Annotated in this window: 13 protein-coding genes; 5 read left to right on the top strand and 8 right to left on the bottom strand. The window is 71.1% G+C overall.

Translation table 11 applies throughout. The features are described 5' to 3' along the window. Positions 1–2 precede the first annotated feature (2 nt). The 5 genes from IE069_RS06840 to betT form a co-directional block, all read right to left on the bottom strand. Entirely contained in the window at positions 3–848 is an 846-nt protein-coding gene (locus tag IE069_RS06840; RefSeq protein ID WP_189349379.1) for an HpcH/HpaI aldolase/citrate lyase family protein, read from the bottom strand. 187 nt (positions 849–1035) lie between these two features. Further along, a complete protein-coding gene (locus IE069_RS06835; protein ID WP_229790997.1) occupies positions 1036–2205 on the bottom strand; it encodes an NAD(P)-dependent malic enzyme in 1170 nt (389 codons plus the stop codon). Between the two features lie 287 nt (positions 2206–2492). Continuing rightward, a complete protein-coding gene (locus IE069_RS06830; protein WP_189349378.1) occupies positions 2493–4061 on the bottom strand; it encodes a GMC family oxidoreductase in 1569 nt (522 codons plus the stop codon). A gap of 9 nt (positions 4062–4070) precedes the next feature. Continuing rightward, positions 4071–5570 carry an aldehyde dehydrogenase family protein gene (locus tag IE069_RS06825; RefSeq protein WP_189349377.1) on the bottom strand — a complete coding sequence of 500 codons (1500 nt, stop codon included), beginning with the start codon at positions 5568–5570 and terminating at the stop codon, positions 4071–4073. Between the two features lie 4 nt (positions 5571–5574). Beyond that, positions 5575–7734 (bottom strand): choline BCCT transporter BetT, encoded by a 2160-nt coding sequence (gene betT / locus IE069_RS06820; RefSeq protein ID WP_189349376.1) that lies wholly within the window; start codon positions 7732–7734, stop codon positions 5575–5577. Between the two features lie 271 nt (positions 7735–8005). Between betT and IE069_RS06815 the strand changes: the two genes are divergently transcribed. Next, positions 8006–8428 carry a helix-turn-helix domain-containing protein gene (locus IE069_RS06815; protein ID WP_189349375.1) on the top strand — a complete coding sequence of 141 codons (423 nt, stop codon included), beginning with the start codon at positions 8006–8008 and terminating at the stop codon, positions 8426–8428. On the opposite strand, the gene IE069_RS06810 is transcribed toward IE069_RS06815, so the two are convergent. Further along, complete coding sequence (locus IE069_RS06810) at positions 8429–9121, bottom strand: response regulator (protein WP_229790996.1); 693 nt, start codon at positions 9119–9121, stop codon at positions 8429–8431. It abuts the gene before it with no gap. Continuing rightward, the gene (locus IE069_RS06805; protein WP_189349374.1) at positions 9118–10386 is read right to left on the bottom strand and encodes a sensor histidine kinase; all 1269 of its coding nucleotides are present in this window, start codon (positions 10384–10386) and stop codon (positions 9118–9120) included. The genes IE069_RS06810 and IE069_RS06805 overlap by 4 nt, the downstream gene beginning before the upstream one ends. Before the next feature lie 153 nt (positions 10387–10539). Between IE069_RS06805 and IE069_RS06800 the strand changes: the two genes are divergently transcribed. Together IE069_RS06800 and IE069_RS06795 are read left to right on the top strand one after the other, a co-directional pair. Continuing rightward, positions 10540–11019 carry a hypothetical protein gene (locus IE069_RS06800; protein ID WP_189349373.1) on the top strand — a complete coding sequence of 160 codons (480 nt, stop codon included), beginning with the start codon at positions 10540–10542 and terminating at the stop codon, positions 11017–11019. Between the two features lie 10 nt (positions 11020–11029). Then, positions 11030–12526, top strand: coding sequence for a multicopper oxidase family protein (locus IE069_RS06795; RefSeq protein WP_229790995.1), 1497 nt, complete (start codon positions 11030–11032; stop codon positions 12524–12526). 38 nt (positions 12527–12564) lie between these two features. Here the strand turns inward: IE069_RS06795 and zapE are convergent, their stop codons facing one another. Next, on the bottom strand, positions 12565–13572 hold the full coding sequence (zapE, locus tag IE069_RS06790; protein WP_189349371.1) for a cell division protein ZapE: 1008 nt from the start codon (positions 13570–13572) through the stop codon (positions 12565–12567). Positions 13573–13656: 84 nt separating this feature from the next. Between zapE and IE069_RS06785 the strand changes: the two genes are divergently transcribed. Continuing rightward, complete coding sequence (locus IE069_RS06785; protein WP_189349370.1) at positions 13657–14217, top strand: TetR/AcrR family transcriptional regulator; 561 nt, start codon at positions 13657–13659, stop codon at positions 14215–14217. Between the two features lie 9 nt (positions 14218–14226). Continuing rightward, positions 14227–14829 (top strand): class I SAM-dependent methyltransferase, encoded by a 603-nt coding sequence (locus IE069_RS06780; RefSeq protein WP_229790994.1) that lies wholly within the window; start codon positions 14227–14229, stop codon positions 14827–14829. Positions 14830–14836 lie beyond the last annotated feature (7 nt).

Raw genomic sequence — 14836 nt, 5'->3', positions numbered from 1 at the left:
GGCTACGCGTTCCAGAGGCCGTAGGACTCGGCCAGGTCCGCGATCTTCTGGGCGCGGGCCAGGCGCGGCAGGTAGGACCCGTCGCCGATGGCTCCGCCGGCGGCGTGCGCCTCGAGCAGCTCCTTCGCCCAGGAGAGCTCGTCCACGCTCGGGGCCAGGGCGTGGTTGACGTCCTCGACCTGGTCCGGCGACAGGGAGAGCTTGCCGGTCATGCCCATCGACGCCGTCACCGACGCGTCCGCGACGACCTGCTCGGTCGGCGCCGCGGCGAGGGACGGCCCGTCGATCGGGCCGGGGAGCTTGCCGACGCGGGAGGCGATGACCAGGCGGCTGCGCGCATAGGCCAGGGCCATCGGGTCGTCGGAGATGCCGGTGTCCTTGCGGAAGTCGTTGGTCCCGAACGCGAGCCGGAAGGTGCCCGGGGCGGAGGCGACGGCGGTCGCGTTCTCCAGCCCGAGCGCCGTCTCGATCAGCGCCAGCACGGGCGTTCCGGCCTGCAGGCGCATGGCCGTGTGCGCGACCTGTTCCGGCTGCTCGGCCATGGCCAGCATGACGCCGCGCAGGCCCTTGGTCTTCGACAGGGCGGCGAGATCGTCGGCCCAGAAGTCAGTGTCGATGCCGTTGACCCGCACCCAGGCGGTCATGCCGGAGTTGAGCGCCTCGACCACGTTGTCGCGGGCGGCGTCCTTGCCGTCGTCGGGCACCGCCGCCTCCATGTCGAAAATCACCGAATCGGCCTCGGAGGCCAGCGCCGGCGCGAAGAGCTCGGCCTTCGCGGCGTTGACGAGGAGCCAGGAGCGGGACAGTTTGGCCGGCAGGGCGGCGGCGCGGCGGTTGCGGAGGGACATGCTCACAGCCTATCGGGGAACGGGACGCGCGCTCCATTTGCGCACATATTCATCATCGGGCACGACGGCGGCGGGCGGCGACCGCTCTCCGGTCCCCGCCCGCCGCCGTGCTGTCATGACGTCAGTTTCGTCTAGTGCGCACGCCGACCACTAGGTGAAATTGACGTCGCAGTCGTGCGCTCCGACGCTACTGCTGGGAGGCCGCCGCCACGGCCTCGGCCACGGCCGGGCCGACCCGCGGGTCCAGCGGGGAGGGCACGATGTAGTCCGGGCTGAGCTTGTCGTCCGCGAGCTCCGCAATGGCTTCCGCCGCGGCGATCTTCATCTCCGAGGTGATGCGCCGGGCGCCCGCGTCGAGGGCGCCGCGGAAGATCCCCGGGAACGCGAGGACGTTGTTGATCTGGTTCGGGAAGTCCGAACGCCCGGTGGCGACGACGGCCGCGTGGCGGGCCGCGACGTCCGGCATGACCTCCGGGTCGGGGTTCGACAGCGCGAAGATGATGGCGTCGTCGTTCATCCGGGCCAGATCCTCCTCGGCGACCTTCGACGAGGAGACGCCGACGAACGCGTCGGCCCCCTCGAGCGCGTCGGCGATCCCGCCGACGACGTGATCGCGGTTGGTCTTGGCCGCGTAGCGGGCCTTGATGTGGTTCAGGTCGTCGCGGTCGCGGTGGATCACGCCCTTGGAGTCGGTGATGATGACGTCGCCGATGCCGCGGGCGATGAGGATCTCGGCGATCGCGATGCCGGCCGAACCGGCACCGGCGACGACGACCCGCATGTCCTCGAACTTCCGGCCGGTCAGCTTGGCGGCGTTGGTCAGTGCGGCGAGGACGACGACGGCGGTGCCGTGCTGGTCGTCGTGCATGACCGGGCAGTCGAGCGCCTCGATGACCTTCTCTTCCAGCTCGAAACAGCGCGGGGCGGCGATGTCCTCGAGGTTCACGGCGCCGAAGCTCGGGCGCAGGCGGACGAGGGTCTCGACGATCTCGTCCACATCGGTGGTGTCGAGGACCAGCGGGATCGAATTGAGTCCGCCGAACTCGCGGAAGAGCGCGGACTTGCCCTCCATGACGGGCAGCGAGGCGGCGGCGCCGATGTTGCCGAGGCCCAGCACGGCGGTGCCGTCGGAGACCACGGCGACGAGCCGCGAGGCCCACGTGTGGGTGGCGTGCTTGGACGGGTCCTCGGAGATCTCGCGGGAGACCTGGGCGACCCCGGGGGTATAGGCGATCGAGAGGGCGCGTTTGGTGTCGAGGGGCATCGTGCTCTCGACGGTGAGTTTCCCGCCCTCGTGGGAGGCGAAGATCTCGTCGCGGGTGATGGGCGTCGTCGTTGACGCAGTGGAAACGGACACGGGGGTGCTCCTTGAACAATGGGAGAAGAAAGATCTGATCGGTGCCCGCGCTCTGATCACAAGCGGCAGTCGGGCATCAAGGCATACGCTGCGCTGGGTCGCGAGGTCATCGGCGACGCCAGTGTCGCAGTGGTCAGTACTTTCTTTAGACCGTGCACTTCCACGGTACGCGGAATCGGGTACGGAATTCCAGAGGCGTCTGCTTCACAGTCGAATGGCGACGGGCGCCGACTCCCCCCGTTTCGAGGTGAGTCGGCGCCCGGCGTCGTCGTTCTGGGGATGAACCCCTACCCGCGGATCAGGTCCGCGCAGCGCTCGCCGATCATCATGGTGGTGATGTTCGGGTTCACCGTGACGAGCTCCGGCATGACCGAGGCGTCGGCCACGCGCAGCCCCTTGACGCCCTTGACGCGCAGCTCGGGGTCGAGCGGCGACATGGCGTCGTCGGCCGCGCCCATCCGGACGGTGCCGGCCGGGTGGTACACGGTGTTGTGGGTCTTCTTGATGTAGTCCTGGATCTGCTCGTCGGTCTGCGCGTCCCGGCCCGGGTAGAGCTCCTCGCCCGCCCACTCGGCCATGGCCGGCTGGGAGACGATCTCGCGCGCCTTGCGGATGCCGGCGACCATGACGCGCATGTCGTGGCCCTCGGGATCGGTGAAGTAGCGCGGATCGACCATCGGCTTGTCGCGGAAGTCGCGCGAGCGCAGGCGGACCGTTCCGCGCGACTTCGCGTGGGTGACGTTCGGGGTCAGGCAGAAGCCGTTCTCCGTGGTCGGGTAGCCCTGGCGCAGGGTGTGCATGTCGAACGGAACGGTCCCGTAGTGCATCATCAAATCCGGGCGGTCCAGACCCTCCTGCGTGGGGGTGAAGACGCCGATCTCCCACCACTGGGTGGACTCCTCGGCCATGGGCTTCTTCGCCTCCCACTGGATGACGCCCTCGGGGTGGTCCTGCAGGTGCTCGCCGACGCCCGGCGAGTCCACGCGGACCTCGATGCCGTGCTCGGCCAGGTGCTCCGCCGGGCCGATGCCCGAGAGCATCAGCAGCTTCGGCGAGTCGATCGCGCCGGCGGAGAGGACGACCTCGCGGCGGGCGGTCAGCTCGTGGGTGCGCGCGAACGCGTTGTCGACGACGGAGACGCCGGTGCAGGTCTCGCCGTCGAAGCGCAGCTCCTTGCCGCGCAGGCCCGTCAGCAGGTGGAAGTTCGGACGGTCCATGATCGGGTGGATGTAGGAGACGGAGCTCGAGGAGCGGGTGCCGTCGGCCTGCCGGTTGATCTGGAAGAAGTTGGCGCCGTTGACCACGGTCTCGTCGTTGTTGAACTTGGCGCGTGGAATGCCGGCCGCCTCGGCGGCGTCCAGCAGGGCCACGCCCGACAGGTCCTTCGCGGGCACGTTCATCAGGTGCACCGGCCCGGAATCGCCGTGGTGCGGGGCGTCGTCGCCGGCGTCCTCGTTGGTCTCGAGGCGCTTGTACAGCGGGTACAGGTTCTCGGCGTTCCAGCCGGTGGCGCCGAACTTCGACTCCCACTCGTCGAGGTCCTCGCGCGGGGCCCAGAACGCGATGCACGAGTTGTGGCTCGAGCAGCCGCCCATGACGCGGGCGCGGGCGTGGCGCATGAAGGAGTTGCCGTTCTCCTGCGGCTCGATCGGGTAGTCCCAGTCGTAGCCGGACTCGAGCAGCTCCATCCAGCGGTCCAGCTGGAGAACCTCGGGGATGTCGCGGTCGTCCGGGCCGGCCTCGACGAGGGCGACCTGCACGGCCGGGTCCTCGCTGAGGCGGGCTGCGACGGCCGCGCCCGCGGAGCCGCCGCCGACGACGATGTAGTCGAATTCGGTCTGGTTGTTCTCGCTCATGGTCGCTCCCTACTTGGCGGAGTGGTCGGCGAACCAGCCCGTGACCGCCGGTGCCGTGTTCTGGTAGACGTGCTTGGCCTCCTGGTACTCGGACAGGCCCATCGGGCCCAGCTCGCGGCCCACGCCGGACTGGCCGAAACCGCCCCACTCCGCCTGCGGCAGGTAGGGGTGGAAGTCGTTGATCCAGATGGTGCCGTGGCGCAGGCGCCCGGCCACGCGCTGGGCGAGGCCCGCGTCCTGGCTCCACACCGCGCCGGCCAGGCCGTAGACGGTGTCGTTGGCGATGGCGACGGCCTCGTCCTCGTCGGCGAACGTCTCGACAGTCACGGTCGGCCCGAACGCCTCCTCCACGACGACGGACATCCCGCGCAGCACGTTGTCGATGACGGTCGGCAGGTAGTAGATGCCGGAGCCGAGGCCCTCGCCGTCCTCGTCGGTGGCGAAGCGCCCGCCGGTGCGCACGCGGGCGCCCTCGGCGATGCCGGCCTGGACGTAGGCGTGCACCTTGTCCCGGTGCGCTGCGGAGATCAGCGGACCGGTCTCCGCGGCGTCGTCGTACGGACCGCCGATGCGGATCTGCTCCGCGCGGCGGACCAGCTCGTCCACGAACTTCTCGGCGATGTCCTCGTGGACCACCAGCCGGGCGCCGGCGGAGCAGACCTGGCCGGAGTGCACGAACGCGGCGTTGAGCGCGTTGTCCACCGCGGCGTCGAAGTCGGCGTCGGCGAAGATCACGTTCGGGTTCTTGCCGCCCAGCTCGAGCGCGACCTTCTTCACCGTGCCCGCGGCGGCCGCGGCGATGATCTTGCCGGTGGCGAGGCCGCCCGTGAAGGAGACGAGATCGACGTCCGGGTGCTCCGACAGCGGCGCCCCGGCGTCGGGGCCCGTGCCGGAGACGAGGTTCGCGACGCCGTCCGGGAGACCGAGCTCGGCGAAGACGTCCATCATCAGGATCGACGTCGACGGGGTCAGCTCGGACGGCTTGAGCACGAACGAGCAGCCGGCGGCGATGGCCGGGGCCAGCTTCCAGGCGGCCTGCAGCAGCGGGTAGTTCCACGGCGTGATCATGCCGCACACGCCCACGGGCTCGTAGACGATCCGGCTGAGCACGCTGTTGTCGCCGGCGTCGACGATGCGTCCGGCCTGCTGGCCCGCCAGCCGGCCGAAGAACTCGAAGCACGCCGCGATGTCGTCCATGTCGATCTGGGACTCGACGAAGCGCTTGCCGGTGTCGGCGGACTCGGCCTTCGCGAACTCGTCCTTGCGCTCGCGCAGCCGGGCCGCGACCTTCAACAGGAACGCGCCGCGCTCCGGAGCGGGGACGGAGGACCACACGCCGGAGTCGAACGCCGCGCGGGCAGCCGCGATCGCGCGCTCTGTGTCCTCCCGGGAGGCCTCGGAGACGACGGCGGCCTCCGTGCCGTCGGCGGGGCAGACGATCGTGCGGGTGGCGCCCGACGCGGCCGGGACCCACTGGCCGTCGATGTACAGGGTTGCGGTATCCGCCATATCCCTAACCTTCCTTGACGGGCTCGGCGTCGCCGCCGGCCTGGTTGTCAGCCGGCTCTGCGGCTGTGTCGTAGTCGCCGCCCCACCCGGTGGTGACGTTGTGCGGTTCGGTGACGGTGCTGGTCGGCAGCGCCCCGGTGGACGTGGACTGGTGCAGGAACTCGAGGTGGATCTCGTAGTGGTCCAGGACATCGGCGATGACCTGCTCCTGGCTCAGACCGTACAGATCGTAGCCGTAGCTGCCCTCGAGCGAGAACACCTCGAGCCGGTAGTAGCGGTCGGTGGCGCTCGTGGCCCGCGCGTAGGACGGGATCTCGTGCTGGACCGGGTACACCTGGAACTTGAAGTCGCGTTCGCCGTCGAAATCGATGAACAGGTCAACGGTGTCGATGCCGAAGGCGTCGAGGCGCTGGGTGTTCAGCGTCGCCTTGACTCCCTGGCGTTCGAGCTCCTCCCTGACCTCCTCGAGCGCCGGGCAGACGACCTCGGTCATGAACCGCTGGGTCGTCCGGCTGCTCGGGTAGCTCAGCGCGCGCGTGAGCCGCTGCCGCCAGCCGCGCCGCTGGTCGCCGGCCGCGTTGGCGCGGGAGGACAGGACCGAGGGCAGGCCCTGCCGGTACGACGCCGCCAGCGCCGATTCGACGCGCAGCGCCTTGTAGAGGCCGATCATGATGAAGACCAGCACGATCGAGAAGGGCAGCCCCATGATCACGGTGGCCGCCTGCAGCGTCGAGACGCCGCCGACGATCAGCATCGCCAGCGTCAGCAGGCCCGTGACGACGGCCCAGAAGATGCGCAGCCACGGCGGACCGTCGGCTTCCGGATCGGTCAGCCGCGACGTGAAGTTGCTCATCACCAGGGCGCCGGAGTCGGCACTCGTGACGTAGAACAGCATGCCCGTGAACGTCGCGATCGCGGCGCTGATGATCACGCCCGGATACTGCTCCAGCAGCCCGTAGAACGCCTGCTCCGGCTGGTTGATCGCGATGTCGGCGAACGCCCCGTTCCCGCTCCGGACCACGTCCAGGGCACTGTTGCCGAAGATCGAGATCCACAGGGCGATGAACGCGAACGGGACCACCAGGACGCCGGTCACGAACTGGCGGATGGTGCGCCCGCGCGAGATGCGGGCGAGGAAGAGACCCACGAACGGCGCCCAGGCGATCCACCAGGCCCAGAAGAACAGGGTCCAGGCGTTCAGCCAGTCGTCGGGGCGGTCGTACGCGAAGGTGTCCAGTGCCATGCCCGGGAAGCGGGAGATCAGGTCGCCGACGTTGGCGACGATGCCGTCCGCCAGGTAGGCGGTCTTGCCGGCGATGAACACGAAGACCATCAGGGCGATCGCCAGCAGCACGTTGAGCTCGGCGAGGCGGCGGATGCCCTTGTCGACGCCGGAGACCACCGAGGCCGTCGCCATGATCACGGCGACCGCGATGAGAGCGATCTGCATCGTGAGGTTCTGCGGCAGGCCGAACATGAAGTGCAGCCCGTAGTTGAGCTGGGCGACGCCGATGCCGAGGCTCGTGGCGATGCCGAAGATGGTCCCGAGCATTGCGGCGATGTCGACGGCGTCGCCGGCCGCACCGTGGATGCGCTTGCCGATGATCGGGTAGAGGGCCGAGCGGATACTCAACGGCAGGTTGTGGCGGTAGGCGAAGTACGCCAGGGCCAGGCCCATGAGCGCGTAGAGGCCCCAGCCGAGGATGCCGTAGTGGAAGAGCGTCCAGACCATCGCCTGGCGGGCCGCCTCGACGGTCTCGCCGTCGCCGGTCGGCGGCTGGATGTACTGCGTGATCGGCTCCGCGACGGAGAAGAACATGAGGTCCACGCCGATGCCGGCGGCGAACAGCATGGCGGTCCACGTGAACAGGTTGAAGTGCGGTCGCGAGTGGTCTGGGCCCAGGCGGGTCTTGCCCACCTTGCCGGCGGCCACGAAGATCACGAACGCCAGGACGACCACCACCAGCAGGGTGTAGTACCAGCCGAACGTGGTGCCCACCCAGGCGACGGCGCCGAAGATGACGGTCTCGGCGCTGCCCGGCGCGATCATCGCCCAGAGCGTGATCGCGAGGATTCCCGCTGCGGACCCGATCAGCACTGGTTTGTTGACTTTGATCTTGGCCCTCCCGGGTGGGGCCTCGGTTCCGGGTGCTTCAGTTGTCATCGTCTTCATCGCCTCATGTCGGTGCTCATCAGTCTCAGGGTGCAGTCTGCCTCGAACGAATCGGCGATGCGGTTCATCGCCCGCCACCGATTCATCCGTCACCCTATCGAGACGGTCGGCACAGGGCCATGCCTCATATCATGGCCACTCTTGTGAGCACTTACACCTGCGCCCGTGCTTAAGGTCATAATGGAACGGACCACCATCGCGCGCCAGGGGACACCGCGGCGCGCGACTGCATCAGCCACATCCCCGACTACAGGCGGACATCATGGCCAGGACCACCGGATCCAACACCACCGCGCTGACGAAGGCGACAAACCATCCCGCACTGCCCGACGACGACGCCGTCCGGCTGGCCCGTTCGCTCGAGAGCGCCCGCGACGTGACCGTGTTCGTGGACGGGACCGCCCTGCAGCTGCCGGCCGACGCCAGCGCCGTCGTGCTGGACGCCCTCACCCGGCTCGCGGCCGGCGAATCCGTCACCGTGAGCACGGCGGAGGCGTGGCTGAACACGTCGCAGGCCGCGCAGCTCGCGGGGGTGTCCAACACCTACATGCGCAATCTGACGGACGCCGGCGCGATCCCCGTGCACTACCGCGGCACGCACCGCCGCGTCCGGCCGGAGGACGTCCAGGCGTGGCTCGAGTCGCGGGCCGCGGCCGTCCACGACGCGGAGGAAGCCGACGTCTGATCAGCCGTTCCCCGGCGTCACGAGCCCCGATTCGTAGGCGATCACCACCAGGCGCGAACGGTCGCGGGCGCCCAGTTTCGCGAGCAGCCGGCTGACGTAGGTCCGCGCGGTCGCCGGCGAGATGAACAGGGCCCGGCCGATCTCGTCGTTCGACTCCCCGAGCCCGACCCGCGCCAGCACCTCCCGCTCGCGGTCCGTCAGCCCGGACACGAGCGACTCGTCCGTCCGCCCGGCCCGCGAGTCCGACAGCTGCCGCATGACCGTGGTGGTGATCGCCGGCGACAGCAACGCCTGCCCTCCGGCCACCGTGCGTATCGCCGCCCGCAGCTCGGCGGGCCCAATGTCCTTGAGTAGGTACCCGCTCGCCCCGATGCGGACGGCACGCAGCACGTCGTCGTCCTCGTCGAACGTGGTCAGGATGACCACACGCGTGCCGGACAGCCCGGGGTCGGAGACGATCTCCTCCGTCGCGGCGAGCCCGTCCATGACGGGCATCCGGAGGTCCATCAGCACGACGTCGGGGCGAAGCTGCCGCACCCGGCTCACCCCGGCGCGGCCGTCGGCGGCCTCGGCGACCACCTGGATGTCCCCGTCACGTTCGGCGAGCGCCCGCAGTCCGGTGCGCACGAGCTCCTGGTCGTCGACGAGGACCACCGCGATCGCCTCCGCCGGCCCTGACGCCTCCCGGGTCACTGCGCCTCCTCGTTCGACCGGTTCAGCCCATCCGGCTCGTTCGTGTCGACCCGAACGGGAATCGTGGCCGAGAGCCGGAAACCGTCCGCGCCCTCGTCAGCCCACTCGAGGTCTCCGCCCAGGAGGCGGACGCGCTCGCCCATGCCGGCCAGGCCGGTGCCGGCGCCGACAACTGCGGCCGGCGGGCCGGCGTCGTTCCCTTCGGTCCGCCCGGGCCCGTTCGCCGCCCGGATCACGACGGTATCGCCGTCTGCGTCGACCGTCAGCCGGATGGCGGCTCCGGGGGCGTGGCGCATCGCGTTCGTGAACGATTCCTGCACCACCCGGTAGGCGGCGGCCTGCACGGTGGAGGAGATCTCGCCGGCACCGGCGGGCGGGCCCACCTCCTCGAACTCGACGTCGACCCCGGCATCGCGGGCCTTCGCCACGAGTGATGCGATGCCCTCGAGCCCGATGACGGCCTGCTCTCCTGCGGCGCCCGGGGAGCGGAGCATGCGCACGACGGACCGCAGCTCTCCCATCAGGTCCCGGCTCGCGGCGCGGATCTGGTCCACCGCCGCGGCGGCGCGGGCGTCGTCGTTCCCGATCTCGTCGCTGGCGACGCCCGCCTGCAGGGAGATCACGGAGAGGCGGTGGCCGATCGAGTCGTGCAGGTCGCGGGCGATCGCGACGCGTTCGGCCTGCACGCGGACCTGCCCCTCGCGTTCGAGCTCGGCGACGATGAGCCGTTCGACCTCGGCCTGCTGCTCGCGGCGGGCGCGGCGGGCCCGGACCCCGTCGCCGAGGGCGATCGCGGCGGCCATGATCGCGGCGTTGGAGACGAGCTCGTAGCCGAGCAGGAAGCCCAGGGGTTCGCTCTCGCCGAGGCGGAAGTAGCTGGAGACCGCGAGCATGGCGGCCCCCGCGACGACGGCTGTCCGCAGGCGACCGGCTTCGGCCGCCGAGTAGAGCGCGGCGGCGAGCGGGACGGCCATGCCGATCGGCGGATAGTCGAGGATGTAGTAGCCGCACACCGCGGCGATGGTCACGAGCAGCACGGCGCGCGGCGCGAACCGGCGCACCAGCATCAGCGCGCCCAGGAACGCGGCGATGCCGAACGCCAGCACATCCGGGGCGCGGGTCCCGCGCGGATCCGTGGCGACCAGCAGCGCCAGCACTGCGACGACGGCGACGCCCAGCAGGGCGTCGAGGACCCACGGGCTGACCTGGCGTTCGGCCGGCCCCGCGTAGCGGGCGGGCTCGCCGGGGCGCGGGCGTCGTCTCATGGCCCCATCGTAGACGCGGGCCGTGGCGGCCGGAATCGCCTGCCGTTCAGGGTTGGTGTCGCCTCTCGACGTAGTCGCGTGTCGACAAACCGGGACGGAAGGTCGCGCCCTGCGGCGGATTCGCGCCGGCGCGCGCGTTCCTAGGTTGGAGACATGACAAACAATTCAGTACCGCAGATCCCCTCCGCCGACGACCACCGTCCGCGCCAGCCGTTGAACTGGCCGCTCATCGCGGGCCTGGCGGCCCTCGCGCTGCTGCACCCGCTCGCGGGCCTGCTCGGCCTGCACGACGACGGCACATCCGGCGGCGCCAGCCGCGGCGGCCCGGGTGCCGCCGTCGTGCCGCTGACCCTGATCGGCGTGACGGCGCTCGTGTGGATCGGCGTGGTCGGCTTCAGCCGCGTCGCCCGGCCCATCCTGACCTTGGTGGTGACGGGGCTGCTGTACGGGGGTCTCGAGCTGGTGCTCGCGACCGTGTTCAGTCCGGGTGCCGGGCCGTGGCAGGCGCCGTTCGGGCTCGGCGTCATCGCCGTGCTGGCGACCAGCGTGTTGTGGGGCGCGGTCGCCGGGCTGCTGGCCCTCGCCGTGCAGCGGCTGCGGGGGTTCGCGCCCGGAAGCGGGACCCGGGCCTAGCATGGAGACCGTGTCCGATTTCCACCGCCCCTCCCGCCGCGCCGTCCTCGGCGGGCTCACCTCGCTGGGTCTGCTGGCGCTGACCGGCTCCCTGGCCGGGTGCGGCCGCCAGAACGAGGTGCAGCTGCCCGCGGCGCCCACCGCCGCCCTGCCGATCCCTCCCCTGGCGGACTCGCGCGTCGAGGACGGCGTCCGGGTCTTCGACCTCGCGGCTCGGCCCGGCACGATGGACCTGCTCCCCGGCTTCCCGACCCCGACCGCCGGTTTCAACGGCCCGTTCCTGGGGCCGACGCTGCGGGCCTCCCGCGGCGAGCGCGTCCGCGTCCGCGTGGCCAACGAGCTGGACGAGGCCACCTCGGTGCACTGGCACGGCATGCACCTGCCACCCGAGATGGACGGCGGGCCGCACCAGCCGGTCGCCGCCGGGGACACGTGGGAGCCGGAGTGGCTCATCGACCAGCCGGCCGCGACCCTCTGGTACCACCCGCACCCGCACGGCGAGACGCAGCGGCACGTGAATCTGGGGCTGGCCGGCCTGTTCGTCGTCGACGACCAGGACACCCCCGCCGGGCTGCCCGGCGAGTACGGGGTCGACGACGTGCCGGTGATCGTGCAGGACAAGATGGTCGGCGAGGAGGGCGGCTTCCTGCTGGACACGTCCGGCAACGAGATCGGCATCCTCGGCTCGACCCTGCTGGTCAACGGCGCGCGAAACCCCTTCTTCGAGGTCTCCAGCCAGCGGGTGCGCCTGCGCCTGCTCAACGCGTCGACCGCGCGCACCTACAACTTCGGCTTCGCCGACTCCCGCGAGTTCGCGCTCATCGCGTCCGACGGCGGCCTGCTCGCCTCCCCCGTGCCGCTCGCCTCGATCCGGCTGTCGCCGGCCGAGCGGGCGGAGATCGTGGTGGAGATGGCGCCCGGTGAGACGATCATGCTGCGTTCGGGGCGCGTCGAGCTCGGCGCCGTCGCGGTGCCGGCCGCGTTCGGCGGTGAGGACGAGTTCGACGTGCTGGAGCTGCGCGCGGCGGGCGAGCTGGCGCCGTCGCCCCCTGTGCCGGGCACCCTGGCGAGGATCGAGCGGTTGCGGGTGGAGGACGCGGCCGGGCTGCGCGACTTCCGGCTCGCGGACCGCAAGATCAACTCCAAGGAGATGGACATGGGGCGGATCGACGAGGTGGTGCGCGTCGGCTCCACGGAGGTGTGGGAGGTGCGGAACACCAACCCGTACCCGCACAACTTCCATGTGCACGACGTCCAGTTCCAGGTGGTGTCGATCGACGGGCAGGACCCTCCGCCGGAGCTGGGCGGCCTCAAGGACACGATCTACCTGGAGCCGCGGCGGGTCTACCGGATCATCATGCGCTTCGAGGATTACACCTCGGCCAAGGTGCCGTACATGTACCACTGCCACCTGCTCCTCCACGAGGACGAGGGCATGATGGGGCAGTTCGTGGTCCTCGAGGACGGCGAGCCGGTCCCGGCCGGCATCCCGGCGACCGACCACTGACGCTCACCAGCCACGAGCGAACCGGCAGGTCCAGGCCGTCAGCTCCTCAGGAGGCTCAGCCGGCTGAGGAAACGGGCCGCATCCCGCGGCATGCCGCCCGGCTCCGCCCACTGCTCGAGCGGCAGGCCGGCCGTCACGTCGAGCCGGTGCTGCGCGTCGACCAGCACGTCCACCAGGTGCGCGAACCGCTGGAACCCCTGCTCGTCGATCTCCCCCGGCCCCGGCACATCCGTCAGCTCCCAGCGCGAGTACCGCGACGCCAGCGTCACATAGTCCGCCGCCGACAGCGGCGCCTCGCACAACTGCGCGAACGTCCCCGACAGCACACCGCGCCCCGCATCCGCGGCACGCACCGGCACCGTCCTGCTCCCCAGCACGACGACGTCGCCGCCCCTGCCGCCGTCGTCCCGCCTCCCGGCCGGCCGGGCCCCGTCGCCGGGGGCGGCCGTCCAGGCGCCCGCGGCGAAGCCGCCCTCCGCCGAGCCGGCGACGCGATAGTCCGTACCGGGCACCACCTCGACGACGGCGAGGTGCGCGCGGATCTGTTCGATGGCCGGGAGCATGTGGTGGTGGAAGAGCGGGTTCGGCAGCAGGTCCTCCGGCGCGTAGTTCGAGGTGGCGACCAGGCCGATCCGCGCCCGGAGGAGAACGTCCAGAAGCCGGCGGATCAGCATCGCGTCGCCGACGTCGTGCACGTGGAACTCGTCGATGAAGAGGAAACGAGCCTCGCCGACGAGGCCGGCGATCGCCTCCGCCGCCGGATCGGCGCGGGCGGCGACGGCTGCGTTGATCTCTGCGAGGAAGGAGTGCATGTGCACGCGTCGCTTGGGCCCCGGGGCAGCGGCGAAGCAGGCGTCGGCCATCCAGGTCTTGCCGCGGCCGACCCCGCCGAACAGGTACACGCCGCGGGCGTGGGGAGCCGTGAGCTGCTCGACGGCGGAGCGCTGGCCGGGATCGAGCGTCCGGCCGCCGGCTTCGAGTCCGCCCACCAGGTCCGCGGCGTCGACGCCGGGCCACAGGTGTGGGCGCTGTCCGGGCCACTGCATTGCGGCTCCTTCCACCGATTTCATCCTCTACTTCTGTAGAGTACGGTGAACACTCTACATCCACCGAGGAGCGGAGCAGGAGTCATGGCGGGAACGGATCGGCGCGACGCCATCGCCGAGGCGGTGCTCGAGCTCGTATCCCACGGCGGGGCCCGCGCCCTCAGCCACGGCGCGATCGACACGCACCTGGGCCTGCCGCGCGGCTCGTCGTCGTACTACTTCCGGACCCGTACGCACCTCATCTCCGCTGCTGCTGACCGGCTGATCGAGCGGTCGCGGGCGCAGTTCTCCGCCCTGGCCACGACCCTGCCTCGGGCACCCACCGCACGACAGGCCGCCGAGGCGATCGCCGGCTACGCGGACCACCTCGCGACGCGGCGCGTGGACGAGGTGCGGGCGCGGTTCGCGCTGGCGCCGGAGGTCGACGACCCGTCGGTGCACCAACGGCTGACCCGCACCTTCTTCTCCCCCGGCGCGGCCGCCGCGCTGTGCGAAGCGCTGGGGCACCCCGACCCGGCGGCCTCGGCGCGCGGGTTGCTCGCCTACCTGGAGGGCGTGACCGCGCAGGCGGCGCTCGGAGTGCCGGACGCCCGCGCCGACGTCGTACTCCTCGAACGCCTGCTCACACCCCCGGACCCGCACTAGACTGCACGCGTGAGCGAAGAATCCACCGCGGCCGCCTACGCCGCGCGGGCCGGCGAGTACACCGCAGCCCTGGGGTCGATCGCGGCCATGCACGAGCAGGACCGCGCGCTGATCTCCGCGTGGGCGTCGTCGGCGACCGGCCCGATCCTCGACGCCGGCTGCGGCCCGGGCCACTGGTCCGGGTGGCTGCACGGGCGCGGGCACGACGTCGTCGGCATCGACCTGGTGCCCGAATTCGTCGACTCGGCGCGGGCGCGGTTCCCGGGCGTCCGCTTCGAGCGAGGCTCGCTCGCGGATCTGGCCGCCGGGGACCCGGTGGGCGGGATCCTCGCCTGGTATTCGCTCATCCACACCGCCCCGGAGGAGGTGCCGGGCATCCTGGAGGGGTTCCGCGCCCGGCTCGCGTCCGGCGGCACGGTGCTGCTCGGCTTCTTCGAGGGCCCGAGCCGGCAGTCCTTCCACCACGCGGTGGCGCCCGCCTACTACTGGTCCGCCGAGGACCTCTCCGACCTGCTGCGCGGAGCCGGTTTCGCGGTGGGCGCGACGGACCGGCGCGCCTCCCCCGAGCACCGGCCCCACGCCGCCGTCGCCGCCCGCAGGCGCGACGGATAGGCTGGAT

Origin of the sequence: Zhihengliuella salsuginis (genome assembly GCF_014651715.1) — a bacterium.
Taxonomy (GTDB): Bacteria; Actinomycetota; Actinomycetes; order Actinomycetales; family Micrococcaceae; genus Zhihengliuella; species Zhihengliuella salsuginis.
Note: the sequence above shows the minus strand (reverse complement) of the source record. Positions and strands in the feature narration are given on the sequence as shown.